Here is a 24,280-nt window from a genome sequence, read left to right on the forward strand (position 1 = left end):
GCGCATTGCGGGATCGTGCCGGGCGGGCATGTCCTACCGGCCTTTGGGGGGCGTCATCCCATGACGCTCTCCGGCAAATTCATGACACTGCATGGGCGGGGCACGGAATTGTCCGCTGCCTCGCTCGTGTCATGGAGGCCGGTATGAACAGGATCGCCAGATCGACAATGGGCGCATGCGTGGTGGCGGGCATTGCCCTCGCCGCGGCGCCCGCGTGGTGCGCGTCCGACGGCGGCGCGATGGAGAACGCCGGCGCGGCGGCGGTCGAAAGCGCGGCGGCGGCCGGGAGCGCCACGGAAAACCCGGCGCCGGAAGCCGTCGACAGTTCGATGGACAAGGACATGCAGAACGGTGTCGAACACGCTGCCGGAAGCGCAGCGGACGGCACCGACGGGAATGCCGCCGGCGGCGCGGCGATGCCCGCGCCGGAGCACCCGATGGAGCACGCGATGGAGCCGGCGAGTGACCCTGCCGCGGCGCCCGCAGCGCCCACCGCAGGACCCGCGATGGCGCCCGCGACCGACGCCCCCGCGCAGCCTGTACCGGCCGCGCCTGCCGGTAACGCGGTCGACAAAGCCGGCATGACCGACGGCGCGACGGAAGCCGCGGGCATGCACATGCATCACGCGATGATGCCGGGGACCGTGCACACGATGGTCCAGTATGCGGCGCCGACGGTTCAGCTCGTGCGAGACGACGGTCGGACCGTCTTGCTGGCCAAGGAGCTCGACGACGGCCGGCCGGTGATCCTGACGTTCATCTACACCAGCTGCACGACCATCTGCCCGATGATCAGCCAGACGCTCGAGCAATTGCAGGGCGAACTCGGCGCCGACCGCGACAAGGTCCACATCATGTCGATCTCGATCGATCCGGAGGCCGACACGCCGGAGCGGCTCAGGGCTTACGCGGCCCGCTTCGATGCCGGTCCCGAATGGCAGCATTACACCGGGACCGTCGAGGCGAGCGTGGCCGCGCAGCGCGCGTTCAACGTCCTTCGCGGCGACAAGATGAACCACACGCCGGTGACGTTCGTGCGGGCCGCGCCGGGCCAGCCGTGGCTGAGGATCGACGGTTTCGCGACGCCCACCGAGCTGCTCGCTGCCTATCGCGACGTCGTCGCGTCCAACTAGTGCCTGTTCCCGCCGACAGCGGGCCGTGGGTGCCACGTTTCTGCGAGGGAGCGTCGAAATTGGACAACAAGCATCGTGTGCTGATCGTCGAGGACCAGCATCTGTTGCGCGTCGGCCTGAGTCATCTGGTTTCCGAGCTGGCCGACTACTGCATCGTCGGCGCGGCGAGCGGCGGGGTCGAGGCGTGTCATCTCGCCGAGAAGACCCGGCCCGACCTGGTCCTGATGGATCTGTCGATGCCGGGCGGCAGCGGCTTCGAGGCAATCGCGTCGATCAAGCGCAACGTGCCGCATGCGCGGATCATCGTCCTCACGGTTCATCACGGCGAAGACGACGTGAGCGACGCTTTCGCCGCGGGTGCGGACGGCTACGTGCTCAAGGACTCGCCGTTCGCCGACCTGGTGCGCGAGATGCGCTTCGTGATGCAGGGCAAGTGCGTGGTCAGCCTCGACGCCTATCGCGCCCGCGTCGGCCTGCATGGGTTGCGCGACGCGAACGCGCACAAGGCGCGCTTGTGGAGCGCGCTGACCAATCGCGAGCGCACCGTGTTGCGCCTCGTCGTCGAGGGGCACACGAGCCGGCAGGTCGGCGAGTGCCTCAAGGTCAGTCCTAAAACCGTGGACAAGCACCGCGCCAATCTGATGCGCAAGCTCGGCATCGCCAACCTGACCGGCCTGGTTCATTTCGCGATCGACATCGGCGTGCTCGCGCTGAACGACGACGACCGTGTGTGAATTCCCTCCATTGGCGCATCGCCCAACTGGGGGGGATCTACCCATGGGGATGGACGGCACTCCCTACTTCTGGCGCGTACCCGCGTGAACAAGAATGCAATCAACGGCATCCGCGGCGCCGACGCCGCGGGTTGATACAGGGAGGGAAGCCGTGAGCCATGGATCGTCCTCGATACCGGCCGGCGGGCCGGACCGGCGGCCGCGCGACGAACGAAGCGTGTGCCGCGCACGCGCGAGCCGCGGCTTCACGTTGCTCGAACTGCTCGTCGTGATGGTCATCATCGGGTTGCTGGCGGGGCTCGTCGCGCCACGGTATTTCGAACAGGTCGGCAAGTCGAACGTGAAGGTCGCGCGCGCGCAGATCGTGTCGCTCGGCCAGGCACTGGATCAGTACCGGCTCGACGTCGGTTCGTATCCGACCACCGAGGAAGGGCTCGATGCGCTCGTGAACAAGCCGCAAAGCGCGTCGCGGTGGAGCGGCCCCTATCTGCAGAAGGCCGTCCCGGTGGATCCGTGGGATCGGCCCTATCAGTATCGTTCACCGGGCGAACACGGCGACTACGACCTGTTTTCGCTCGGCAAGGACGGACGCGGGGGCGGGACCGGCGAGAACGTGACGATCTCGTCGTGGTAGCGGCGCGGTCAGGGTGCGCGGCGTGAGCAACCGCAAGGAGAGTCGACGTGAAATTCGTGCTGCGGGTATTCGATACGAGCGGGTCGGTGCAGACGCTGCGGATCGACAGCGATTCGCCGGCGAACGCCGCATCGCTCGCTCGCGCGCGCGGCCTGCGCGTCGTGTCGGTCAGCGCGGATGCCGCCCGGCAGCGGCGCGGCACGAACCGGTTCGGGATGCCGCGCGCGCGCTTCGACGTCGACATGTTCGCGCGCGAGCTGGCGGCGCTGCTCGATGCGGGCGTCGGCCTCGTCGACGCACTGCGCACGCTCGGCGGCAGCACCCGGCGCGAAGCGTCCGTCCAGGTGTATCACGACCTGCTGCGGCATCTCGAGGAAGGGCAGGCGCTGTCGATGGCGCTCGAGCACGCGAGCCCGATCTTTCCGCCGGTGCTGGTGGCGTGCGTGAAGGCGAGCGAGCAGACCGGCGGGCTGGCCGACAGCCTCACGCGTTATTCGGTCAACAGCGCGACGCTGCGTGAGCTGCGCGCACGCGTCGTGTCGGCGGCGATCTATCCGACGGTGCTGCTGTTCGTCGGCGCGGCCGTCGTGCTGTTCCTGCTCGGCTTCGTGGTGCCGCGGTTCGCGACGCTCCTCGAACACAGCGGGCGCGAACTGCCGCTGATGTCCCGGCTGCTGATGGCGTGGGGCGGCATGGTGCACGCGCATGGCACCGGGCTGGCGGTTGGCCTGGCCGTGCTGGCGGTCGCCGCCGGGCTCGCGCTGCGGCGGCCGGCCCTGCGGATCTGGCTCGCCGATCGCCTGCTGGCGCTGCCCGGCATCGGGCAACACTTCCGCGTGTTCCGCCAGTCGCAGTTCTATCGCACGACCGCGATGCTGGTCGACGGCGGCATTCCCGCGATTCGCGCGTTCGACCTCGCGCGCGGCCTGGTGGGCCGTGCCGATCAGGCAGCGCTCGCAGCCGCGCTCCAGCAGATCCGCAACGGCGCGAAGATGTCCGATGCGTTCCAGCAGGCCGGCCTCGCGGACGCGATCGGCTATCGCCTGCTGACGGTGGCCGAAAAGACCGGCGCGCTCGGGCCCGTCCTCGACCGGATCGCCGGATTCCAGGAAGCGCAGGTTTCGCGCACGATCGACCTGATCTCGCGACTGATCGAACCCGCGATGATGATCGTGATCGGCGTGGTGATCGGCGGCATCGTCGTGTTGATGTACATGCCGATCTTCGAGATCGCGTCGAGCATCCAGTAGGCCGCCCCGGAGATTCGCATGGACACCGTCACTTCTCCCGTCGATCCCGATCCCGACGCGGATGCCGGCCGGCGCGACCTGCGCGACTTGCTTCGCACGCTCGGCGAACGCCACGGGTCCGGTATTCGCGCGCTCGAGGCATTGACCGCGCACACGGCGCTCGGCGCCGACGAAATACGCGAGCGGCTCGCCGCGCAGTTCAGGATGAAACCGATCGGCATACGCGAGCTGAACCGCCTGGAGCCGGATTTCGAGCGGGTGCCGTTCGTCGAGGCGATGGCGCGTCTCTGCGTGTGCCTGCGCGATCCCGACAGCGGCGCGCTGCTGTTCGCGATTGCCGATCCGCTCGATGCCCGCACGCGCGGCTGGGTCGAACACCGGATGCGCGCGCACCCGACGCTGCCGTACCGATGGGCGCTCGCGAGTGCGGGCGACCTGAGCGCGTATCTTGCGGTGCGCGAGAAGGACATCCGCGCGATGGATTCGCTCGCGTTCGACGACCCGATCCAGTGCGCGCCCGATCCGGCGTCGCTCGCGTTGACGCTGCAGGGCATCAGCAGCGACGACAGCCCCGTGGTGCGCCTGCTCAATTCGACGATCTACGATGCGCTCAAGATGCTGGCGAGCGACATCCACCTCGAATGCAGGGCGGCCGGCTTGATGATCAAGTGCCGCGTCGACGGCGTGCTCACGGTGGTGGGGCGGGTGGAGGGCCGCGACGTCGCGGATCAGGTGCTGTCGCGCGTGAAGGTGATTTCCGAACTCGACATCGCGGAGCGCCGCATCCCGCAGGACGGGCGCTTCAAGGCGATGTACGCGGGACGCGAAATCGATTTCCGCGTGTCGATCATGCCGAACCAGTTCGGCGAGGATGCCGTGTTGCGGATTCTCGACCGCTATCAGCTCTCCCAGGCGTCGGGCGGCCTGACGCTCGAGGCGCTGGGGTTCCAGCCGGCCGACACGCGCTTCATGCGGTCGGTCGCGTCGATGCCGTACGGCATGCTGCTCGTCACGGGGCCGACCGGCAGCGGCAAGACCACGACGCTTTACGCGATCCTCACCGAAATCAACAACGGGCTCGAGAAGATCGTGACGATCGAGGATCCGGTCGAGTACCAGCTGGGCGAGATCCTGCAGATTCCGGTCAACGAGGCGAAGGGCCTGACGTTCGCGCGCGGCTTGCGGTCGATCCTGCGGCACGACCCGGACAAGATCATGGTCGGCGAGATCCGCGATCCCGAAACCGCGCAGATCGCCGTGCAGGCGGCGCTGACCGGCCACCAGGTGTTCACCACCGTGCACGCGAACAACGTGTTCGACGTGATCGGCCGGTTCACGAACATGGAGGTCGATCCGTACAGCTTCGTATCGGCGCTGAACGGCGTCATCGCGCAGCGGCTGCTGCGCCAGTGCTGCACGGACTGCCTCGACGAGGACACGGTGGACGCCGATGCGCTCGCCCGTTCGGGCATCGACCCGGATACGGCCGGCAGCTACCTGTTTCGACGCGGCACCGGGTGCGCGATGTGCCGCGGCAGCGGCTATCGCGGCCGGCGGGCGATCGCGGAGGCGCTGCGCATGAACGACGAACTGCGGCAACTGCTGTCCGAGCGCGCGCCGCTCGGGCACATCAAGGCCGCGGCGCTGCGCTACGGGATGACGACGTTGCGGGCGTCGGCGCTCGACCTGGTCAGGCGCGGCGAAACGACGCTCGAGGAGATCAATCGTGTCACCATGGTCGAATGATCGTCTTGCCGTCGGTGTCGGGACGCGCGAGATCGCCGTCGGCATCCGCACGCGCGCACTGTGGCGGCCGGACCGGCGCGGGTTCGTCGCCGATCCGCTCAGCGTCGCCATTCCCGATGAGCAGTTCGGCAGCGAGGCGGGGCTGCTCGATGCGCTGCGCGCCGCGCTGGCCGCGATGCACGATGCCGATGCCGGCGCGAAGCGGGCGCCGGTGCGCGGCGCGCATGTCGTGCTCGACGATTTCTGGTGTTGTCATGCGATCCTGCGCGGAGACTTCCGCGCGCTGCATGCACGCGAGCTGGAGGAAATCGCAGTCGCGCATTTCTCCGACACGTACGGCGTTGCCGCGGAGTCGCTGGTTGCGCGCTTCGACGTGCGGCGCGGTGGCAGGGTGCTCTTTGCCAGCGCGCTGCCGCGTACGCTGTACGACGGCATCCTCGGTGCCGGTGCGTCCGGCGACGTGCCGATCCGCGGCCTGCGCGCGGCCCTTCCGGAGACGCTCGACCGGTTCGCGGTGAAGCCGGACGGCGATGCGATGCTGCTCGTCGTCGACGAGGCGCTGCTGCAAGCGGTCATGATCGAGCACGGCGAGTGGGCCGCGTACGACACGCAGCGCCTCTTTCCGGGCGAGTCCGGCGACGCGTCGCGGCTCGCCGAGCTCGCCGAGCAGCTGTTCGAGCGCTCGGCGCTGCGCACGGGCCTGAAGCTCGACGCCTGCAAGGTCTATCTGTTCGGCACCGACCTCGACGTAACGCCGTTCGGCGCGCGTTGCGCCGCGGTCGCGCTGCCGGGCCGCGCGGGGCACGACGGTTCGCCCGCGCGCCGATTGCTGGAGTACGCGCCATGATCCGCACGCTCGACATCGATTTTTGCCGGCGCCGCGCGCGCATCGGCGCCGGCGGAATGATCCTCCTCGGTGTCGCCGCGCTGCTGTGGAGCGCGTGCGCCGTCCGGCTCTGGCACACGTACGCGGAAAACGATCGCATTAGGGAGAGCCTGACGGTCGTCCAGCATCGCCTGCTCGCGCAGCAACACGTCGCGAAGCCGCCGCCGACCGCGGCTGCCCGGCTTGCGGAAAAGCAGAGCCAGGCCGTGCTGCGCGAGCTGACCGTGCCGTGGCAGACGCTCTTCTCGATCGTCGAGGACTATCCGGGCCATGACGTCGCGCTCATCGGCATCGACCAGAACCCGGCGCAAGGCCAGATTCGCATCACGGCCGAAGCGAAGGACCCGGACGCGATGATCGCGTACCTGAAGTACTTGCAGACGAGCGTCGTGCTGCGCGAGGCGACGCTCAACGGTCATCTCGTCGAGGAGAACGTGGCGGGCAAGCCGGTGCGTTTCCAGATCACGGCCGTCTGGAGGAAATCATGAAAGCCGATCGTTTCGCGGACCGCCTGCTCACGCTTCGCTTCGAGTGGCGACGCGCCTTCGGTCTGCCGGGGCTCGCCGGCGTGCTGATGCTCGGCGCGGCCGCCATCACGTACGCGGCGATCGCGGGTGTCGAGTCCGACACGCGCGCGATGCTTGCGCCGGCCAGTGTGGTGCGCGCCGCACCCGGCCATCGTCGCGTGGATGTGCGCGGCACGGCGGCGGACGCGACCCCGCTCGACGCGCTGCCCGCGCTCTTTCCGGCTTCTTCGCAAAGCGCGGAAGACATCGCGTCGATCTTCGAGCAGGCGCGCGACAGTCACCTGACACTCGGGTCGGCCGAGTACCAGATGACGACCGAGTCGGGCGGGCGCTTCGCGCGCTACCAGGTGCTGCTGCCCGTGAAGGACCAGTACGGCGCGATCCGGCATTTTCTTGCATCGGTGCTGAACAACGTGCCGAACGCGGCGCTGCAGGAGATCCACGTCGAGCGTCCGGCAGTGGGCAGCAGCATTCTCGACGCGCGGGTGCGTTTCGAGCTCGTCTACCGGAGCGCCCAGCCATGATCTCCGCCGCCATGAAGCCCGCTTCGCGCCATCGGCTCGCACTCGCGCTGGCTTGCCTCGTCGTCGCCGGTGCCGGATATCGCGTGCTGGTGGCGGCGATGCAGCAGCCGGCGCCGGCTGCCGCAAGCATCGTGGTGCGTCACGACGGGGGGCGGGCGGCGCTCGCGCCGGCCCGTGCGCGCGTCGCGCCGGCCTCTCAGGCCGCAGCGCCCGCGCCCGCGTCGCATGCAGCGGCGGCGACCCCGCGCGAGCAGCTCGCCGCATTGCGTGCGCCCGTGTCCGTCGAAGCCGCACACGATCCGTTCACGGCGTCGTCATGGCTGCCGCCGCCGCCCGTCGTGCCGCCTCCGCCCGAGACGCGTCCGGCGCCGCCGACCGCGCCGCCGGTGCCGTTCGTCTATCTCGGCCAGCAGGATGCCAAGTCGGCGAAGCCGCAGGTGTTCCTCGGCAACGGAGATCAGTTGCTGATTGTTTCGCCGGGTGACGTGATCGGCGGCCAGTATCGGGTGGAGTCGGTGTCCGCGTCGAACGTGGTGCTCACCTATCTGCCGCTGAACCAGGTCCAGACGGTGCTCATTCCAGTGGAAGGAAAGTAAATGAAAACCATACGTACACGGGATGCGCGCCGCGATGGGGACGACGGCCGGTCGACATGCCTTGGCTCCGCCCCCCGGGCCGCTGCGCGCTTGGCACTGCCGACCAGCCGGTGCGCGACGAAACGCGCGCTGGCGATCGCCGTGGCGCTGCTCGCATGCGGTGGATGTGCGCATGTGCCGAACCTTCACGACGATCCGACCAATGCACAGGTGAAGATCGACGCAATGCACGACCGCAAGGAGGCCGTCGACGATCTGCTCGACAACGCGGACGCGTTTCGCCAGAAGAACGAGTTCGACGACGCGGCCCGCTCCGTCTACATGGCGATGCAACTCGATCCGACCAGCGAGCGCGCGCGCCGGATCGGCACCATGATCGACCAGGACCGCAAGCATCTTGCGATTCTGCAGGAAGCGGACCGCATGATGAAGCGCGGTTCGTACGCGCAGGCGGCCGAGCGCGTGCATCGCGTGCTGGTCGAGGATCCGGCCAATGCGATGGCGGCAAGCATGCAGGCGGAGCTGAGCGAGAAGCGCCGCCAGCAACACGCGGAGCGCGACGACAAGCTCGCGGCGTCGTCGATCATGCGCACGCCGGTGTCGCTGCAGTTCCGCGACGCGAACGTGCGGATGGTGTTCGAGGCCTTGTCGCGGACATCCGGGCTGAACGTCATTTTCGATCGCGACGTGCGCGCCGATCTGAAGACGACGATCTTCGTGCAGAACGCGTCGCTGCAGGACACGGTCGACATGATCCTGTTGCAGAACCAGCTCGACAAGAAGCAGATGAACGCGAACACGCTGTTCATCTATCCGGCGACGCCGGCCAAGGAGCTCGAGTACCAGGAGCTCAAGGTGCGGACGTTCCAGTTGTCGAACGTCGACGCGAAGCAGGTGCAGTCGCTGCTGAAGAGCCTGTTGAAGGTGAAGGAAGCGGTGATCGACGAGCGCTCGAACACGGTGACGATCCGCGGCACGCCCGACATGATCAAGGTCGCCGAGGAGATGATCGCCGCCCAGGACTTGCCGGAGCCGGAAGTGATGCTCGAGGTCGAGGTACTGGAGGTGTCGCACGACCGGATGTCGCAGTTGGGCATCAACTGGCCCAGCTCGTTTACGGTGTCGACGCCGAGCTCGGCCGATACCTGGGGCGTGCTGCACCATCTGCCGATCAATGCGCTGAACGTCAGCAGCCTGTCGGCCACCGCGGACTTCAAGCTGACCGATACCGACGCGAACCTGCTCGCGAGCCCGCGCATCCGCGCGCGCAACAAGGAGAAGGCGCGCATCATGATCGGCGACAAGGTCCCGGTGATCTCGAGCTCGAGCACGCCGAGCACCAGCGGCCCGTCGTTTACGCAGATGATCCAGTACCTCGACGTGGGCATCAAGCTCGAGGTCGAGCCGCAGGTCTATCGCGACGGCGACGTCGGCATCAAGCTGAATCTCGAGGTCAGCAACATCACCAACACGATCTCGAGCGGCAACTCGCAGGGGCTGAGTTCGCTCGCTTACCAGATCGGTACGCGCAGTGCGTCGACCAGCCTGCGGCTGCGCGACGGCGAAACGCAGATCATGGGCGGCCTGATTTCGGACGAGGATCGCCGCAACGCGAACAAGGTGCCGGGTCTCGGGCAGTTGCCGGTGCTCGGCCGCCTGTTCTCCGATCACGGCGGCGATCACAAGAAGACCGAGATCGTGCTGCAGATCACGCCGCATATCGTCCGGCCGCAAGTGGCGGCGGATGCGGACACCCAGGAAGTATGGTCGGGCACCGACGTCAACGTGCACGCCGACCAGCTGCGACTCGATCCGGTTGCGCTGAACGCGGAGGCGCAGAACGCGGAGGCGCCCGCCGCGCCGGCGGCGAGGGTCGTTCCGGGCAGCGTGGGGGGCGGGACGTCGGGCGGCAGGGCGCCGACCCCCCTGGAGGCTGCCGCGATCCGCGCGCAGCCGTCGCCCGAGAGCGGCGCGTTCGGACAGATGCCGGCCGCACCGCGTACGACGCCGCCCCCCGAACCTTACGGCGGGCGGTTCTCGAGGCCGCAAGCGGCATTGCCGGCACCGGCCGGCGGGAGCGGCGGGGCAGCCGCGGCGGAGCCGCCGCCCGCGGGCAACGAAGTCGCGCCCGCGCCGGGCACCACCGTGACGCCGGTTGCGTCGCCCACGCCGGCCGAGCAGGCTGCCCCGGCCGTCAATGCACCCGCCGCCGCACCGGCGGCCCCGCCCCCGACGCTGCAGATGCCGGCGGGCGACATTCCGAGCGAAAACCCGCTTCGCCCGGTCGGGAAGTGAGCCGTGGCCGCGCGCAATGCAGCGACTTGCGTCGGCCGCGGCAGCCGCATCGGCCTGCGCGGCTTCACGTTGATCGAGATGGTCATCACGCTCGCGCTCGTGGCGATCCTCGCGCTCGCGGTCATGCCGTTCTCCGAACTGCTCGTGCAGCGGCAGAAGGAACAGGCGTTGAGTGCCGCGTTGCGCGAGATCCGCACCGCGCTCGATGCGTACAAGGAGGCGAGCGACGCGGGGAAGATCGACAAGGAGGCCGAATCGTCCGGCTATCCGCCGTCGCTGACCGTGCTCGTGACGGGCGTGAAAAACGCCCGCGACCCGAAGGGCGGCCTGGTGATGTTCCTGCGCCGCGTGCCGCGCGATCCGTTCTTCACCGGCGACCCCGATACGCCGGACGAGGACACCTGGGACGTGCGTGCATACGGCACGCCGCCGCAACCGGCGGCGGACGGGCCTCCGGGAGGCTTCGAGCCCGGCAAGGACGTGTTCGACGTGACGTCGAAATCGGCACGTATCGGCATCAACGGCATTCCGTACAAACAGTGGTGACCGGCCATCATGAAACTCGCTCGCATCCGCAGGATCCGCGGCTTTACGCTGATCGAAATCGTGGTCGTGATGGCGCTCATCGGACTGCTTCTGACGTTGGCCGTGCCGCGCTACATGCACAGCATCGAGCATGGCAAGGAGCAGGTGAGGCTGCAGAACCTGGCGGTGATGCGCAATGCGATCGACCAGTATTACGGCGACAACGGGCAGTATCCCGAGACGCTCGACGAGCTGGTCGCGAAGCACTATCTGCGGGCGGTGCCGGTCGATCCGGTCAACGGCGACGACAAATGGGCGACGCTTGCCTCGCCGGACGAGAACAAGCCCGGCGTGTACGACGTCGGGCCCGCGAGCGCCGCGCAGGGCGTGCTGCCCGGCGTCGCGGCAACGGCTGCGCCTGTGGCGGGGGCAGCGAAATGAAGCGGGCCGGGCGCCGCGTCGCGCGCGCGCCGCAGGCCCGCTGCCGGCGGCAGCGCGGGCTCGTGCTGCTTGCCTTGCTGATCGCGCTGATGCTGATGTCGATCGCACTGGCCGGCGCGCTGGACGTCTGGTCGCTGCAGCGGCGTCGCGAGCAGGAGCGGCAACTGCTGTTCGTCGGCGACCAGTACCGCAAGGCCATCGTCAGCTATTACCGGCTCGCGCGCGCGTACCCGCAGACGGTCGACGATCTGCTGGAAGACACCCGCTTCGCGAAGCCCATGCACCACCTGCGCCGCGCGTATCCGGATCCGGTCAGCGGCAAGAACGACTGGTCCTTCTTGTGGCGGGGCGACCGCTTCTACGGCGTGTTCAGCAGCTCGGACGGCGCGACGATCAAGCGCGCGGGATTTCCGGATCGGTACATGGATTTCGAAGGGGCCGAGACGTATCGGCAATGGAAGTTCCTGTACCTCGCGCCGGGGCTGTCCGCGCCGCCCGCCGACGCGCCGGCGACTGCCCCGGCGATGCCGGCCAGTGCGCCGAGCCTGTCCGGTTTTCCGGGAGGCACGCTGCCGGGACAGGGCCTGGCCGGCCGGCATTGACGCGCTCGCCGCACAAAAAAAAGCGCGACGCCCGCAACGGGCATCGCGCATCAAACGGCGTGGAGCGCCGACGAATGAACGTGATGAAGAAACGGGCCCGCCGGCGATGGCGGGCCTTCTCGCGTGACCCGGTCAGGCCTTCGCGAGCTGGATGCTGGTCTGCTCGGCCGTCAGGTAGCCGACGCTGGCGCCGAAGCGGTCCTTGAAGTTCGCACGCACGAGCGGATCGAGCGTCGGCTTCACCTTGTCGTGCAGCGGCGATTCCCAGTCGCCCGCGTGCTGGAAGTTGCTCATGATGTAGGTCCAGCCGTTGATCTCGTCGACCGCGTGCAGGCCCGTCGATTCGGCGCCGGCCGGACACGACAGCACGCGTACCAGCGACTTCGTGTCGACGTTGTACGCCCACAGGAAGTTGTTCACGTGCATGCCCGAGTCTTCGCCGATGAACAGCGTGCGCAGCTTTTCGGAGAACTTCAGGTTGTCCGGGTTCGCGATCTTGTCCGGGTTCGCGAGGTTGCCGAGCCCGTCGGCCGCGGCGAGATCCTCGCCGACGAGCGCGGCCGGCGCGCCCATGTCGACCGGCACCCATTCGCTGTCGATCGCGCTGCCCGTCGTGTCGCGCTGGCTGCCCTTCAGGTTCAGCGCATAGACGGCGCCCGCGGCGATCTTCTTGTCGAGCGCGACGTCGCGCGACACCGCATTGCCCTTGACCATCGACGTCTCGATCCGCGACATCGCCGTGTAGACGATCTTGTCCTTCGCGTTCACGGTCGTGCCTTCGAGCTTCGTGAAGCCCATGCTGCCGCCGAGCAGCGCCGCGTAGCGGTGCGTCTCGAGGAAGGCGGCCGCCTTTTCCATCCCCGGCTTCACGCGCATCCAGTTGAACTTGCCGCCGAAGTGGATCTTCGTGTAGCTCGCATCGTTCGGGTCGGTGGTCGCGAGGTCCATGATGTCCGACGCCTTCAGCGTGTTCGCGAGCGCTTCGATCTCGCCGCTGGTTGCGTGGCCGATCCTGATCCACGTGAGGGTCGCGGTGCCCGCGCCGGCGGACGACGTCTGCGTCCACTTCGCGACGTACAGCGTGCCGGCCGACAGGTCGGCCGCCTTGTCGGCGACGAACATGAACAGGCCGCCGTTGGTGGCGTCGTCACCCATCATCACGGTGCGCTGGTCCGGCATCACCTGGATCAGCTCGTGCGAGATGCGGCCGAGGCAGTAGTGCTTCTTCACGGTGCCCGTGCCGTCCGGATTCACGGTGATCTCGGGCAGGTGGCCGTAGTGGTAGGGGTTCGCCTTCGTCTCGTCGCCGAACGTGTTCTTGCTGAACGCCTTGAACTGCGCGTCGGTCGCAACCTTCGTCGCGTCCGGCTCGTACTCCTCGCTCGACAGGTGCGTGCCCCACGGCGACAGGCTCGCGCCGCACGTGATCCACAGGCCGTGCGCCTTCGACGTGTCGACGTTGTGGTACTTGACGACCTTCAGCGCGCCGTTGGCCGGATCCTGGTCGAGCGTGAGCACCGCGATCGGCGACGGCAGCTGGCCGTACTGCGAGGCGCTCGCCTGGTCGCGCGTCGTGTATTCGAACTGCACGACGGCGAACACCGTGTTGCCCTTCACGCCGGGCACGTTCGCGTTCTTCAGCGTCAGCAGCGAGCTGCCGTCCGGGCAGTCGGAATAGAACTGGCGCTCCTTGCCGGCCACCGAGCGATCGATGATCGGCTGGTTGTTGATGTCGTAGTAGCCGCCCGCGAGCGTGGTGCCGCCCTTGCCGTCCGGCACCTGGTCGCCCGTCACGAAGAACGGCCGGTACGCGAGCTTGAAGTTGCGCGCCGAGCCGTCCGAGAACGACACCGACAGCGTCGAGCCGACCGTCGTCGTGGCCATCGCGGCCGCGTTGTCGAGCGTCGGGGCGGCCATCGCCGAGAACGTCGCCGACGTGTACGCGGCGGCGACCGGGGCCGGCGTCGACGCGGGATTGTCGTCGCCGCCGCAACCCGTCAGCAGGGCCGGCAGCGCGAGGCCGGAAAGGGGAAGCATCGGCGCGCCGGCGAGGATCTTCAGGGCCTGACGACGGGCAGCATTGGGCAACGCGGGCATGTGGAGTCCAGTTTCAGTTGTTGGAAGAATGGCCTTCGCGAAGCAGGCGCTCGACAAGCTTGGCGAAGGCAAATTGAAAACTGGACGGAAGTGTAAGGACGCTCGATGAAAGTTTTTTGAATTGAAAACGTAATGTGGCGTCGGGCGTTCGTCAGGCGCTCAATCGCGTTCGGGCGTCGCCGAGATGCGATGGATCGACAGGTCCGCGCCGTCGAACTCGGCTTCGCGATCGAGGCGCAGCCCGACGGTCGCTTTCAGCGCGCCGTAGACGAGCGTGCCGCCGGCGGTCGCTATCGCGATGCCGCCGAGCGTGCCGACGAGTTGCGACAGGAACGACACGCCGCCGAGACCGCCGAGCGCGGGCACGCCGAACACGCCAGCCGCGAGGCCGCCGAGCGCGCCGCACATGCCGTGCAGCGGCCACACGCCGAGCACGTCGTCGATGCGCCACTTGTTCTGCACGCAGGTGAACATCGCGACGAACAGCGCACCGGCCGCGGCGCCCGTGACGAGCGCGCCGATCGGGTGCATCACGTCGGAGCCCGCGCACACCGCGACGAGGCCCGCAAGCGGCCCGTTGTACGTGAAGCCCGGGTCGTTGCGGCCGGCCATCCACGCGGCGAGCGTGCCGCCGACCATCGCCATCAGCGAGTTCACGGCGACGAGGCCGCTGATCTTGTCGAGCGTCTGCGCGCTCATCACGTTGAAGCCGAACCAGCCGACCGCGAGCACCCACGCGCCGAGCGCGAGGAACGGGATGTTCGACGGCGGGTGCGCGGCGATCCGGCCGTCCTTCGCATAGCGGCCGTGGCGCGCGCCGAGCAGCAGCACGGCGGGCAGCGCGACCCAGCCGCCGAACGCGTGCACGACGACGGAGCCCGCGAAATCATGGAACGGCGCACCGAACGCGTGCGTGAGCCAGGCCTGCACGCCGAAGCGCTCGTTCCAGGCGATCCCTTCGAAGAACGGATAGATGAAGCCGACGATGATCAGCGTCGCGACGAGCTGCGGATTGAACTTCGCGCGCTCGGCGATACCGCCGGACACGATCGCGGGGATCGCCGCCGCGAAGGTCAGCAGGAAGAAGAAGCGCACGAGCGCGTAGCCGCTGTGCTGCGACAGCGTGCCGATGTCGTCGAAGAACTCGACGCCGTACGCGATCGTGTAGCCGAAGAAGAAATACGCGAGCGTCGACACCGAGAAGTCGACCAGGATCTTCACGAGCGCGTTGACCTGGTTCTTCTTGCGGACCGTGCCGAGTTCGAGAAAAGCAAAGCCCGCGTGCATTGCGAGCACCATGACGGCGCCGATCAACAGGAACAGGGTGTCGACGCCGGATTTCAGACCAACCATGCCGTGGCTTCCTTGCGCAAAAAACGGGCAAGGAACGCAAGTATCGAGCCAACTTGGTGAACGACTGCGTGGAGTTGGTGCTTCAACACCGTGCGGTGCGGCAATCCGGTGAATCGTGCACGGGAAGGGGGCGTGGTCGATGCGGATGCGATGCGAGGCCGGGTGCACGCGTGTGGTGCGACGTGTGCGGAACTGGTGCGCTCGATATGTCGATTGACGCGGCGTGGTGCGTGATGGTGCGTTGCCGCGCACCGTTGCGGCGCGTCAGTGGCGCGGGAACAGCAGCGGCGGCCGGCGCAGCCGCAGCGCGCACGCCGACCAGTAGGCGGCGACGGTCGTCAACCCAAGCGCGGCAAACGCGAGTGCCGCGAAGCCCGCCAGCGACTGACCGTCGGCGGTGGGGCCAAGGATGCCTTCCGCGACGATCAGCGCGGCCGTCCAGAAGCCGATCACGGCCTGCGTGAGCAGGCGCGCGGACGCGACGCGGCGCGGGCGCCCGGATTCGGCCAGGCGGCGCGTCGACGGCGGGCGCAGGGACAGGAACAGGGTGGCGGCAAGCACGGCGGCCAGGGCGATGAGCCAGTCGACGAGGAAATCCATGAGAAAAAGGGGGCGCGTCCAAAGCGGATTGAAGCGTGCCCACTTTAATGTTCTCGCGTGTGCGATTAAATCAGACGAGTCCGAAATTGAAAGCCATTTTTAAACACGGCGCGTGATTGGCCCTGTTCCACAGGCGGTATCATCGACGTCGGTCCAACCACGAGGCCGCGCGACGTGCGGCCGGAGATTGCTGATGAACAAGAAGACATCGCGGGCGCGTCGCGTGCCCGGGTCCGTACTGGCGGCCGTGGCCGCCGGTGCGCTGCTGTTGCTCGCGGGCTGCGAGAAGTCCGGCGCGCCGGCCACGCAACCCGACACGGCCGCGAGCGCGGCCGCCGATGCCGCGAACAATGCGGCCAAGGCGCTCGACCAGGTCGCGAGCACCGTCGACCAGCAGCTCAACGCCGCGAAGGCCGGCATCGCGTCCGCGGCGTCGGCCGTGCCGCCGCTGTCCGCGAGCGGCCTCGCCTCCGCCGCGCAGGCGCAGATCGACGCGGCCGCGTCCGCGGTCGTCGCGCATGCGGCTTCCGAAGCCGGCGCGAAAATCGCCGAAGCCGGCAAGAAGCTCCAGCAGTGGAGCCAGCAGAATGCGCCGGGCGCCAAGCCCGCGAGCGGAGAGTGACGCGGGCTTGCATGATCTGCGAAATGTAATTATGATGGTTACACATGTCGCCGGCTGCGGAATGGGCCGGCGTCGTCAAGTGAGTCAGGAATGAATACCAGCAGCCGGTTCGCGTTTGCCGTCCACGTGCTTGCCTTGCTGTCGATGCAGGAGGGCGTGCCGTTGTCGTCCGACATCATCGCGGGCAGCGTGAACACGAATCCGGCGCTGATCCGCCGGTTGTTGTCGATGCTCGCGGCCGCGGGGCTGACCACGTCGCAACTGGGCGCGGGCGGCGGTGCGCTGCTGGCGCGCGAGCCCGGCGCGATCACGCTGCTCGACGTCTATCGCGCGGTCGACGATGCGCAACTGTTCGCGCTGCACCGTGAGGCGCCGAATCCCGCGTGTCTCGTCGGGCGGCACATCCAGGGCGCGCTGGTCGACTACATCGGCGACGCGCAGCGGGCGATGGAAGCGTCGCTGGGCACGCGCACGCTGGCTGACGTGACGGCCGACGTGCTGGAGCTGGAGCAGCGCACGCAGCAGGCGACACGCGCCGGCGGGTGAGCGGCGGCAGGGCAGGAGGCCGGGCGGCGCGAGAGGCGCGGCGACCGGCGCGACGGGGGCTTTGCCCCGTTTTTTTCGGTCTTATATGTAATTAACTACGTTACATATTTTTCTTACTGGAGAATCGATATGACGCAACGTACCTTGAATATCGCGCTGTTCGGCGCCACCGGCACGATCGGCTCGCGCATTGCCGCTGAAGCCGCGCGACGCGGCCATCGCGTGACCGCGCTGTCGCGCAATCCGGGCGCAGCCGGCGACGGCATCACCGCGAAGGCGGCCGACCTGTTCGACGCGGCCAGCATTGCGGCCGCGCTGCCGGGCCATGACGTCGTCGCGAGCGCGTACGGCCCGAAACAGGACGATGCGGCGAAGGTCGTCGCAGCGGCGAAGGCGCTGGTCGCCGGCACGCGCCAGGCGGGGCTGAAGCGGCTCGTCGTGGTGGGCGGCGCCGGGTCGCTCGAAGTTGCGCCGGGCAAGCAGCTCGTCGACAGCGAAGGTTTCCCGGAAGCGTACAAGGCGGTCGCACTCGCGCACCGCGATGCACTCGACTACCTGAAGACGGTCGGCGATCTCGACTGGACGTTCTTCGCGCCGGCCGCGCTGATCGCCCCGGGCGAGCGCACGGGTACGTTCCGCACGGGCGTCGGCAAGCTGATCGCGGACGCACAAGGCAACAGCAAGATCTCGGCGGAAGACTACGCGGTCGCGTTCGTCGACGCGCTCGAGCAAGGCAGCTTCGTGCACGAGATCGCGACGGTCGCGTATTGAGCGGTGCGCTGACGCTGGCCGGCGGCGCGTGAGCGCCCGGCGGGCCGCACTGTGCAGGAACGCCAGGCGATTCCCCTTTCACGGGCGGAATCGCCTGTTTCATTTGGCGCATGCGGTGTGGCGGAGATTCGCTCGCTGCGCGCGCATACCGGATCGGTATTTATACCGGTCGACGCGGCGAAGCCGTTTTCATATTGTTCCCCGTTGTGCAGGATGCATAGAATAAATTTCTATCTACGAGGGACTGGAGAAATGGACGCCATCGATCGCAAGCTGCTGGAGCTGTTGCAGGCGGACGCCACGCTACCGATCGCGGAACTGGCGCAGCGCGTGAACCTGTCGCAGACGCCGTGCTGGAAGCGCGTGCAGCGGCTCAAGGAAACCGGCGCGATTCGCGCGCAGGTTGCGCTGTGCGATCCGCGCAAGCTCGGGGTCGGCACGACCGTGTTCGTCGCGATCCGCACGAACCAGCACACCGAGGAATGGGCGCAGCGTTTCACGCAGGCCGTGCGCGACATGCCGGAAGTGGTCGAGGTGTACCGGATGAGCGGCGAGACCGATTACCTGCTGCGCGTCGTGGTAACCGGCATCGACGATTACGACCGCGTCTACAAGCAGCTGATTCGCGCGGTGCCGCTGTTCGACGTCAGCTCGTCGTTCGCGATGGAGCAGATCAAATATTCGACCGCGTTGCCCGTGCGCGATCTTGCCGAGCCGGCCTGACGCGGCAACGAAACGCAGCGATGAAACGGCGCGGGCGCGCATCGCGCCCGCGGGTTCAGCGGCCGCGCGCCAGTGCGCGCGCGCGTTCGTCGGCCAGCGCGTCGCGGCGCACGAAATCCGCGACGAACGGGCTGGCCGGATGGTGATGCAGCGCGTACGGCGTATCCCATTGCGCGAGCTGGCCGTCCTTCATCACGCCGATCCGGTCGGCGATCGCGAACGCTTCGGCCTGGTTGTGCGTGACGAGGATCGCGGTGTGGCCCGTGCGTTTCAGGATGTCGCGCAGCTCGAACGCGAGCCGCTCGCGCGTATCGACGTCGAGATTCGAGAACGGCTCGTCGAGCAGCAGTAGCTCCGGCGACGGTGCGAGCGCACGCGCGAGTGCGACGCGCTGCTGCTGGCCGCCCGACAGCTCGTGCGGATACGCGCCGCCGGCATCGGCGAGGCCGACGAGTTCGAGCATTTCCGCGACACGCACGCGCCGTTCGGCCTTCGGCATGCGCCGCAGCCCGAACGCGACGTTGTCCGCCGCGCTCAGGTGCGGGAACAGCGCGTAATCCTGGAACATCATGCCGATGCGCCGCCGCTCGGGCGGCACGTCGAGCGATGGCGCCGCGACGGGCACGCCGTCGAGCACGATGCGCCCCATGCGCACCGGCTCGAAGCCGGCGATCGCGCGCAGCACGGTGGTCTTGCCGCAGCCGGACGCGCCAAGCAGGCAGCCGATGTCGCCGCGCGGCAGCGCGAGGCTCAGCCCGTCGACCACGGTGCGGCGGCCGTGCGGCGTGTCGTAGGCGAGGCAGAGGTCATCGAGTTCGAGCAGGTTCACGGTGTCAGGCTCCGATCTTGTGGCGGGTGCGGGCGAGCAGGATCACGGGCACGAGCCCGGCCAGCACGATCGCGAGCGCGGCGACCGCGCCTTCCTCGTAGGTGCCGCGCGCGGCTTCCGCATACAGCCAGGTCGCGAGCGTGTCGAAGTTCAGCGGGCGCAGCAGCAGCGTCGCCGGCAATTCCTTCATCGCGTCGACGAACACCAGCAGCGCGCTCGTCGTGAGCGCGGGCCGCAGCAGCGGCAGGTGCACGCGGCGCAGCGTGCCGCCGGCCGTCTCGCCGAGCGAGCGCGCCGCCTGTTCGAGCGACGGCGGGATGCGCGCGAGGCCGGCCTCGATGCTGCCGGCCGGGATCGCGAGAAAGCGCACGGTATAGGCGATCACGAGCGCGGCCGACGAGCCCATCAGCAGCAGCCCGTCGCGGCCGAGCACCGCGCCGAACAGCCGGTCGGCCGCCGCGAACGGGATCAGCAGGCCGATCGCGAGCACGGTGCCGGGCACCGCGTAGCCGAGGCTGGCGATGCGCGCACCCACGCGGGCCGGGCCCGCGCGGGCGCTGTCGCGTTGCGCGCGCGCGGCCCATGCGACGACGAGCCCGCACGCGAGCGTCGCGACGGTGGTGGCGGTGGCGATCGTCAGCGTGTTCGCGAGCCCCGTCATCAGTTGTGCGGATACGCCGCCGACCAGATGCAGCCGCTTGGCCGTCTCGACCGCGAGGTACGCGGCCGGTGCGCCGAAGCCGAGCAGCACGGGCAGCCAGCCGAGCACGGCGGCGCCCAACGCGGCCGTGCCCGTCAGGCGGCGCGGCGCGATCGGCCGCATGCGCCGGCCATGCGCATAGCGCTGGCGGCGGCGCCCGTAGCGTTCGAGCACGATCATGCCGACGACGATCGCGAGCATCGCAAGGGCGATTTGCGCGGCACTGGCGAGGTCGGAGCGCGTGATCCACGTCGTGTAGACGGACACGGTCAGCGTTTGCACGCCGAGGAATTCCGACGCGCCGATATCGTTCAGCGTTTCGAGCAGCGCGAGGCTCACGCCCACCGCGATCGCGGGCCGCGCGAGCGGCACGACGACGCGCCAGAACGTGGCGATGCGTCCCGCGCCGAGCGTGCGCGCGGCTTCGAGCAGGCTCGCGGACTGCGTGACGAACATCGCGCGCGTGCTCAGGTAAACATACGGATACAGCACGAAGCCGAGCACGAAGATCGCGCCGGGCAGCGAGCGCAGGTCGGGCAGGCGGAACTGGCGCGGGCTGTCGAAGCCGAGCAGCCAGCGGATCGCGCCCTGCACCGGGCCGATCGGGTGCAGCAGGTCGAGATACGCGAACGCGACGATGTAGGTGGGAACCGCGAGCGGCAGCAGCAGCGCCCACGTCAGCATCCGGCGGCCGGGAAAGTCGTACGCGGTGACGAGCCACGCGCAGCCGGTGCCGACGATCGACACGATCGCGCCGACGCCCGCGAGCAGCAGCAACGTATTGACGAGCGCCTGCGGCAGCACGAATTCGGCGAGATGGCGCCAGTGCGCGAGATCGGCGTCGAACGCGGCGGCCACGAGCACCACGAGCGGCGCCGCGACCGCCGCGGCGATCGCCAGCGCCGCGAGCAGCCACAGGCTGCCCGCGCGCGGCAGCAGGCGCGGCCGGCAGGGCGCGCGGCGCGCGGCGCCGGCGGGGGGGGCGTCAGTTGTCAAAACCGACCTTGTCGACCAACTGGCTCGCCTGCTTGCGATGCTTCGCGATGTCCGCCAGCGGCAGCGGGTCGATCTTCAGCGTGCCGAAGCTGGCGATCACCGGGTCGAGCTTCACGTTCGCGCGCACCGGGTATTCGTAGTTCGCCTGCGCATACAGCGCCTGCGCTTCCGGCGACACGAGGTACTCGAGCAGTTTCACCGCGTTGGCCTTGTGCGGCGCATGCTTCGCGACCGTCGCGCCGCTGATGTTCACGTGCGTGCCGCCGCTCTTCGCGTTCGCGAACGTCGGTCGCACGACCTTGATCGCGTCGCCCCACTTGCGCGCGTCGCTGCCGCGCTCCGCATTCTTCATGTGACCGACGTAGTACGCGTTCGCGAGGCCGACGTCGCAGATGCCGCCAAGGATGTCGCGCGCGACGTCGCGGTCGCCGCCCGTTGCCTTGCGCGCGAGGTTCGCCTTCACGCCGCGCAGCCACTTCTCGGTCGCCGCTTCGCCGTCGTGCGCGATCATCGCCGCGACGAGCGCCGTGTTGTACGGGTGCTGGCCCGAGCGGATGCAGACCTTGCCCTTCCATTTCGGATCGGCGAGATCCTCGTAGCGGAACGCGTCGACCTTCAGGTCCTTCTCGACGTACAGCACGCGGTCGCGCAGCGACAGCGCGTACCAGTCGCCGTTCGCGCCGCGCAGGTTCGCCGGAATCGCGTCGTCGAGCGCCTTCGAGCGCACCGGCTGCGTGAGCCCGCCGTCGACGAGATCGAGCAGGTTGCCGACGTCGACCGTCATCAGCACGTCGGCCGGCGACTGCGCGCCTTCCGCCTTCACGCGCTCGAGCAGGCCGTCCTTCACGAACACCGTGTTGACCTTGACGCCGCTCTGCTTCGTGAAGGCGTCGATGAGCGGCTGGATCAGCTTCGGTTCGCGAGTCGTGTACAGGCTCACTTCCTCGGCCGCGTGGGCCAGCGGCGCGAATGCGGCGGCGGCAAGGGCGAGGGCGCCGGCAAGCGGCAGCAGGCGGGTGCGCGGATTCGACATGAAGACTCCGGGAGGGGCAGGTGGACGATGGGAGCGTTCCGGGGCGCGCCTGCCGCCCGAGCGACCCGAAACATTACAAAATGAAAGACTCGAGATTCTAGATCGAAATGGGAACGATTATCAAATGAAAGCTTGCGGCGGCCGGAGGAAGGACGGAGAAGGGGGATCGGAACGGCGCGTCGCAGCGGGCGCGCAAGCGCGTAGAATGCCCGCTTCGATGAATTTGACGGAGTCGCCCCGACCATGAACGATCAGCGCAAGAAGAACCCTGTCCGCAACGTGAGCATCCTGATCGTCGTGGCCGTGCTGCTCGTGATCGGGACGATCCTGTACAACGCGATTTCGCAGAAGCACGCGTACGACGAGGCCCATCCGGCCGAGGCCGCGAGCGCGGCGTCGCACTGACGTGCCGAAGCGCGGCCCGCGGGGCCGCGCACGCAGGTGCAGGCGAAGGGGATGAATCCCCGGCTGTTGGCGCGCGGGATGCCGCGCGGAGCCGGGAGAGAAGCGGGCGCCGGAACCGGCGCGCCGCGCAGGCAGGTCAGTCGTGCGTCAACGTGACGCAGGGGCGAACTTCGGGCGGATCCGTGCGTAGAACACGGCCGCGAGCAGCGCGAGCCAGGCCGCGCCGACATACAGCGCGACGCGCGTGTCCTCGAACCAGCCGAGCATCACGATCACGAAGCCCATGAACGCGATCGTCAGTGCCGGCGCGACCGGCCACAACGGCACCTTGAACTTCAGCGCCGCGACTTCGGCGCTCGACAGCCGGCGGCGCATCGCGACCTGCGACAGCAGGATCATCAGCCACACCCACACGGTGGCGAACGTCGCGATCGCGGCGATCATCAGGAACACGTCCTTCGGCATCAGGTAGTTGAGCAGCACGCCGACGAGCAGCGCGACCGCCATCACGAGCACCGTGACCCACGGCACACCGTGCCGCGACGTCGTCATCAGCACGGCCGGCGCCTGGCCCTGGCGCGCCATCCCGAACATCATCCGGCCCGCGCCGAAGATGTCGCTGTTGATCGCGGAGATCGCCGCGCTGATCACGACCAGGTTGAGGATCGTCGCGGCCGACTTCACGCCGAGCGCCGAGAAGATCTGCACGAACGGGCTGCCGTCGTTGCCGACACCCGTCCACGGGCTGATCGACATCAGCACGACCATCGTCAGCACGTAGAACAGCAGGATGCGCGCGGGCACCGCGTTGATCGCGCGCGGAATCACGCGCTCCGGATCCTTCGCCTCGCCGGCGCTCATCCCGATCACCTCGATCCCGCCGTACGCGAAGATCACGACCGACAGCGACGCGATCAGCCCGCCGACGCCGTTCGGCAGGAAGCCGCCATGGTTCCACAGGTTCGCGAACGTCGGCACGTCGGCCGAATGGCCGAAGTGCATGCCGGTCAGCAGGATCGCGACGCCGCCGCCGATCATCGCGATGATCGCGCCGACCTTGATGATCGACAGCCAGAACTCGAGCTCGCCGAACACCTTCACGTGGCACAGGTTCAGCCCGCAGATGATCGCGACCACGCCGAGCACCCAGATCCATTGCGGGACATCCGGAAACCAGAATCCCATGTAGATGCCGAACGCGGTGATGTCGGCGATCGCGACGATCACCATTTCGAGCGTGTAGGTCCAGCCGGTGACGAATCCGGCGAACGGGCCGAGGTTTTCGGTCGCGTAGTGGCCGAACGAGCCGGCGACAGGTTCGCGCACGGCCATCTCGCCGAGCGCGCGCATCACCATATAGACGGCCGCGCCGCCCAGGATGTACGCCAGGATCACGGCCGGGCCCGCGAGCTGGATCGCGGATGCCGACCCGTAGAACAGGCCCGTGCCGATCGCCGAACCCAGCGCGAGAAAGCGGATGTGCCGCGCGCTCAGGTGGCGCTGCAAGTTTTTCATCGTGTCTCCGATATCGTTATGCGACGGACCGGGCGAGCGGGGCCGGTCCGATTGGCTCAAGTTGTATAGACAACTTAAATGTGAACGAATGATAACAAGCCGGGCCGGGTGACCGGAATCGGGTATTCCCTGACTGGCGCGCCGGGCGCAATGGGGGGGGCGGTCGCGCTTCGAGCGCGCAGGCCGCGTGGAACGGG

At 68.4% G+C, this 24,280-nt stretch carries 25 protein-coding genes; 18 read left to right on the plus strand and 7 right to left on the minus strand.

Annotated features, from left to right (window positions below; genetic code table 11):
• The first annotated feature begins 506 nt into the window (after positions 1–506).
• The 13 genes from CFB47_RS42040 to CFB47_RS06400 all read left to right on the plus strand — a co-directional run bounded on the left by CFB47_RS42040 (position 507) and on the right by CFB47_RS06400 (position 11,893).
• Positions 507–1,133 carry an SCO family protein gene (locus CFB47_RS42040; RefSeq protein ID WP_373453139.1) on the plus strand — a complete coding sequence of 209 codons (627 nt, stop codon included), beginning with the start codon at positions 507–509 and terminating at the stop codon, positions 1,131–1,133.
• 59 nt (positions 1,134–1,192) lie between these two features.
• Positions 1,193–1,867, plus strand: coding sequence for a response regulator transcription factor (locus CFB47_RS06345; protein WP_089439609.1), 675 nt, complete (start codon positions 1,193–1,195; stop codon positions 1,865–1,867).
• A gap of 151 nt (positions 1,868–2,018) precedes the next feature.
• Complete coding sequence (gene gspG / locus CFB47_RS06350; protein WP_089455882.1) at positions 2,019–2,501, plus strand: type II secretion system major pseudopilin GspG; 483 nt, start codon at positions 2,019–2,021, stop codon at positions 2,499–2,501.
• A 47-nt stretch (positions 2,502–2,548) separates the two neighbouring features.
• Positions 2,549–3,751 carry a type II secretion system F family protein gene (locus tag CFB47_RS06355; RefSeq protein WP_089460666.1) on the plus strand — a complete coding sequence of 401 codons (1,203 nt, stop codon included), beginning with the start codon at positions 2,549–2,551 and terminating at the stop codon, positions 3,749–3,751.
• A gap of 18 nt (positions 3,752–3,769) precedes the next feature.
• The gene (locus CFB47_RS06360; protein WP_089460667.1) at positions 3,770–5,497 is read left to right on the plus strand and encodes a GspE/PulE family protein; all 1,728 of its coding nucleotides are present in this window, start codon (positions 3,770–3,772) and stop codon (positions 5,495–5,497) included.
• A complete protein-coding gene (locus CFB47_RS06365; RefSeq protein ID WP_089460668.1) occupies positions 5,478–6,344 on the plus strand; it encodes a hypothetical protein in 867 nt (288 codons plus the stop codon). The genes CFB47_RS06360 and CFB47_RS06365 overlap by 20 nt, the downstream gene beginning before the upstream one ends.
• Entirely contained in the window at positions 6,341–6,871 is a 531-nt protein-coding gene (locus tag CFB47_RS06370; RefSeq protein ID WP_089439614.1) for a hypothetical protein, read from the plus strand. The genes CFB47_RS06365 and CFB47_RS06370 overlap by 4 nt, the downstream gene beginning before the upstream one ends.
• Entirely contained in the window at positions 6,868–7,434 is a 567-nt protein-coding gene (locus tag CFB47_RS06375; protein ID WP_089439615.1) for a hypothetical protein, read from the plus strand. Before CFB47_RS06370 ends, CFB47_RS06375 begins: the two co-directional genes overlap by 4 nt.
• Entirely contained in the window at positions 7,431–8,030 is a 600-nt protein-coding gene (locus CFB47_RS06380) for a hypothetical protein (protein WP_089460669.1), read from the plus strand. The genes CFB47_RS06375 and CFB47_RS06380 overlap by 4 nt, the downstream gene beginning before the upstream one ends.
• A gap of 90 nt (positions 8,031–8,120) precedes the next feature.
• Entirely contained in the window at positions 8,121–10,325 is a 2,205-nt protein-coding gene (locus tag CFB47_RS06385) for a secretin N-terminal domain-containing protein (RefSeq protein WP_373453132.1), read from the plus strand.
• Positions 10,326–10,328: 3 nt separating this feature from the next.
• Complete coding sequence (locus CFB47_RS06390) at positions 10,329–10,871, plus strand: type II secretion system protein (RefSeq protein ID WP_089460671.1); 543 nt, start codon at positions 10,329–10,331, stop codon at positions 10,869–10,871.
• Positions 10,872–10,880: 9 nt separating this feature from the next.
• Positions 10,881–11,291, plus strand: coding sequence for a type II secretion system protein (locus CFB47_RS06395; RefSeq protein WP_089460672.1), 411 nt, complete (start codon positions 10,881–10,883; stop codon positions 11,289–11,291).
• A complete protein-coding gene (locus tag CFB47_RS06400; RefSeq protein WP_089460673.1) occupies positions 11,288–11,893 on the plus strand; it encodes a type II secretion system protein in 606 nt (201 codons plus the stop codon). Before CFB47_RS06395 ends, CFB47_RS06400 begins: the two co-directional genes overlap by 4 nt.
• A gap of 132 nt (positions 11,894–12,025) precedes the next feature.
• On the opposite strand, the gene CFB47_RS06405 is transcribed toward CFB47_RS06400, so the two are convergent.
• The 3 genes from CFB47_RS06405 to CFB47_RS06415 all read right to left on the minus strand — a co-directional run bounded on the left by CFB47_RS06405 (position 12,026) and on the right by CFB47_RS06415 (position 15,943).
• Positions 12,026–13,990, minus strand: a complete 1,965-nt coding sequence (locus tag CFB47_RS06405) for a PhoX family phosphatase (RefSeq protein ID WP_089439621.1) — start codon at positions 13,988–13,990, stop codon at positions 12,026–12,028.
• A gap of 159 nt (positions 13,991–14,149) precedes the next feature.
• Entirely contained in the window at positions 14,150–15,343 is a 1,194-nt protein-coding gene (locus CFB47_RS06410) for an ammonium transporter (protein ID WP_089460674.1), read from the minus strand.
• 264 nt (positions 15,344–15,607) lie between these two features.
• A complete protein-coding gene (locus CFB47_RS06415; protein ID WP_089460675.1) occupies positions 15,608–15,943 on the minus strand; it encodes a hypothetical protein in 336 nt (111 codons plus the stop codon).
• 193 nt (positions 15,944–16,136) lie between these two features.
• On the opposite strand from CFB47_RS06415, the gene CFB47_RS06420 reads away from it, so the two are divergent.
• From CFB47_RS06420 to CFB47_RS06435, 4 genes are all read left to right on the plus strand, one after another.
• Entirely contained in the window at positions 16,137–16,565 is a 429-nt protein-coding gene (locus CFB47_RS06420; protein WP_089460676.1) for a hypothetical protein, read from the plus strand.
• Positions 16,566–16,655: 90 nt separating this feature from the next.
• A complete protein-coding gene (locus CFB47_RS06425) occupies positions 16,656–17,111 on the plus strand; it encodes an Rrf2 family transcriptional regulator (protein WP_089439623.1) in 456 nt (151 codons plus the stop codon).
• Between the two features lie 129 nt (positions 17,112–17,240).
• Positions 17,241–17,882, plus strand: a complete 642-nt coding sequence (locus CFB47_RS06430; protein ID WP_089455895.1) for an NAD(P)-dependent oxidoreductase — start codon at positions 17,241–17,243, stop codon at positions 17,880–17,882.
• Positions 17,883–18,134: 252 nt separating this feature from the next.
• Entirely contained in the window at positions 18,135–18,605 is a 471-nt protein-coding gene (locus CFB47_RS06435; RefSeq protein ID WP_069247564.1) for an Lrp/AsnC family transcriptional regulator, read from the plus strand.
• Between the two features lie 55 nt (positions 18,606–18,660).
• Here CFB47_RS06435 and CFB47_RS06440 read toward each other — a convergent pair whose 3' ends face one another.
• Genes CFB47_RS06440 through CFB47_RS06450 form a run of 3 tightly spaced genes read right to left on the minus strand, consistent with a single transcriptional unit; the run spans position 18,661 to position 22,163 of the window.
• A complete protein-coding gene (locus tag CFB47_RS06440) occupies positions 18,661–19,434 on the minus strand; it encodes an ABC transporter ATP-binding protein (RefSeq protein WP_089460677.1) in 774 nt (257 codons plus the stop codon).
• A gap of 4 nt (positions 19,435–19,438) precedes the next feature.
• Positions 19,439–21,130 carry an iron ABC transporter permease gene (locus CFB47_RS06445; protein ID WP_089460678.1) on the minus strand — a complete coding sequence of 564 codons (1,692 nt, stop codon included), beginning with the start codon at positions 21,128–21,130 and terminating at the stop codon, positions 19,439–19,441.
• The gene (locus CFB47_RS06450) at positions 21,120–22,163 is read right to left on the minus strand and encodes a Fe(3+) ABC transporter substrate-binding protein (RefSeq protein ID WP_089460679.1); all 1,044 of its coding nucleotides are present in this window, start codon (positions 22,161–22,163) and stop codon (positions 21,120–21,122) included. The genes CFB47_RS06445 and CFB47_RS06450 overlap by 11 nt, the downstream gene beginning before the upstream one ends.
• 243 nt (positions 22,164–22,406) lie before the next feature.
• Here CFB47_RS06450 and CFB47_RS06460 point away from each other — a divergent pair, with 243 nt between their 5' ends.
• Positions 22,407–22,568, plus strand: coding sequence for a hypothetical protein (locus tag CFB47_RS06460; protein WP_006476417.1), 162 nt, complete (start codon positions 22,407–22,409; stop codon positions 22,566–22,568).
• Positions 22,569–22,715: 147 nt separating this feature from the next.
• On the opposite strand, the gene CFB47_RS06465 is transcribed toward CFB47_RS06460, so the two are convergent.
• Positions 22,716–24,083 (minus strand): amino acid permease, encoded by a 1,368-nt coding sequence (locus CFB47_RS06465; RefSeq protein ID WP_089460680.1) that lies wholly within the window; start codon positions 24,081–24,083, stop codon positions 22,716–22,718.
• Between the last annotated feature and the right edge of the window lie 197 nt (positions 24,084–24,280).

The sequence above is a fragment of the Burkholderia sp. AU27893 genome (genome assembly GCF_002223205.1).
Lineage (GTDB): Bacteria > Pseudomonadota > Gammaproteobacteria > Burkholderiales > Burkholderiaceae > Burkholderia.

Excerpts from the sequence above, each read along its gene's own strand:
- CFB47_RS42040 (WP_373453139.1), top strand. The coding sequence starts at position 507 with ATGGCGCCCGCGACCGACGCCCCCGCGCAGCCTGTACCGGCCGCGCCT.
- CFB47_RS06360 (WP_089460667.1), top strand. The coding sequence starts at position 3,770 with ATGGACACCGTCACTTCTCCCGTCGATCCCGATCCCGACGCGGATGCC.
- CFB47_RS06370 (WP_089439614.1), top strand. The coding sequence starts at position 6,341 with ATGATCCGCACGCTCGACATCGATTTTTGCCGGCGCCGCGCGCGCATC.
- CFB47_RS06375 (WP_089439615.1), top strand. The coding sequence starts at position 6,868 with ATGAAAGCCGATCGTTTCGCGGACCGCCTGCTCACGCTTCGCTTCGAG.
- CFB47_RS06380 (WP_089460669.1), top strand. The coding sequence starts at position 7,431 with ATGATCTCCGCCGCCATGAAGCCCGCTTCGCGCCATCGGCTCGCACTC.
- CFB47_RS06395 (WP_089460672.1), top strand. The coding sequence starts at position 10,881 with ATGAAACTCGCTCGCATCCGCAGGATCCGCGGCTTTACGCTGATCGAA.
- CFB47_RS06400 (WP_089460673.1), top strand. The coding sequence starts at position 11,288 with ATGAAGCGGGCCGGGCGCCGCGTCGCGCGCGCGCCGCAGGCCCGCTGC.
- CFB47_RS06405 (WP_089439621.1), bottom strand. The coding sequence starts at position 13,990 with ATGCCCGCGTTGCCCAATGCTGCCCGTCGTCAGGCCCTGAAGATCCTC.
- CFB47_RS06410 (WP_089460674.1), bottom strand. The coding sequence starts at position 15,343 with ATGGTTGGTCTGAAATCCGGCGTCGACACCCTGTTCCTGTTGATCGGC.
- CFB47_RS06415 (WP_089460675.1), bottom strand. The coding sequence starts at position 15,943 with ATGGATTTCCTCGTCGACTGGCTCATCGCCCTGGCCGCCGTGCTTGCC.
- CFB47_RS06420 (WP_089460676.1), top strand. The coding sequence starts at position 16,137 with ATGAACAAGAAGACATCGCGGGCGCGTCGCGTGCCCGGGTCCGTACTG.
- CFB47_RS06425 (WP_089439623.1), top strand. The coding sequence starts at position 16,656 with ATGAATACCAGCAGCCGGTTCGCGTTTGCCGTCCACGTGCTTGCCTTG.
- CFB47_RS06430 (WP_089455895.1), top strand. The coding sequence starts at position 17,241 with ATGACGCAACGTACCTTGAATATCGCGCTGTTCGGCGCCACCGGCACG.
- CFB47_RS06435 (WP_069247564.1), top strand. The coding sequence starts at position 18,135 with ATGGACGCCATCGATCGCAAGCTGCTGGAGCTGTTGCAGGCGGACGCC.
- CFB47_RS06450 (WP_089460679.1), bottom strand. The coding sequence starts at position 22,163 with ATGTCGAATCCGCGCACCCGCCTGCTGCCGCTTGCCGGCGCCCTCGCC.
- CFB47_RS06460 (WP_006476417.1), top strand. The coding sequence starts at position 22,407 with ATGAACGATCAGCGCAAGAAGAACCCTGTCCGCAACGTGAGCATCCTG.
- CFB47_RS06465 (WP_089460680.1), bottom strand. The coding sequence starts at position 24,083 with ATGAAAAACTTGCAGCGCCACCTGAGCGCGCGGCACATCCGCTTTCTC.